This is a genomic window from Oceanicaulis sp. UBA6590, assembly GCF_002433705.1.
Lineage (GTDB): Bacteria > Pseudomonadota > Alphaproteobacteria > Caulobacterales > Maricaulaceae > Oceanicaulis.
Window position 1 is genome coordinate 5,069 of sequence record NZ_DJIQ01000034.1, and the last position, 211, is coordinate 5,279.

The window sequence follows — 211 nt, forward strand, 5'->3', positions numbered from 1 at the left end:
TAACCGATAGACGAAGGGCCCGCAGCGCGTCGGGAGCGGTCGTATACCGGTCCCGTCTGTGAGTGGCAAGCGGCGTTTTGCAGGTTCCGCCAGCCCGTTACAGACACGGTTGTGATCGCGTCAAAACCAGCCTGCACAAAAACAAAAACCGCCCCGGAGGGCGGCTTGCTCTGGATAATCACACCGATGGCAGGCCCTAGGGGAATCGAAC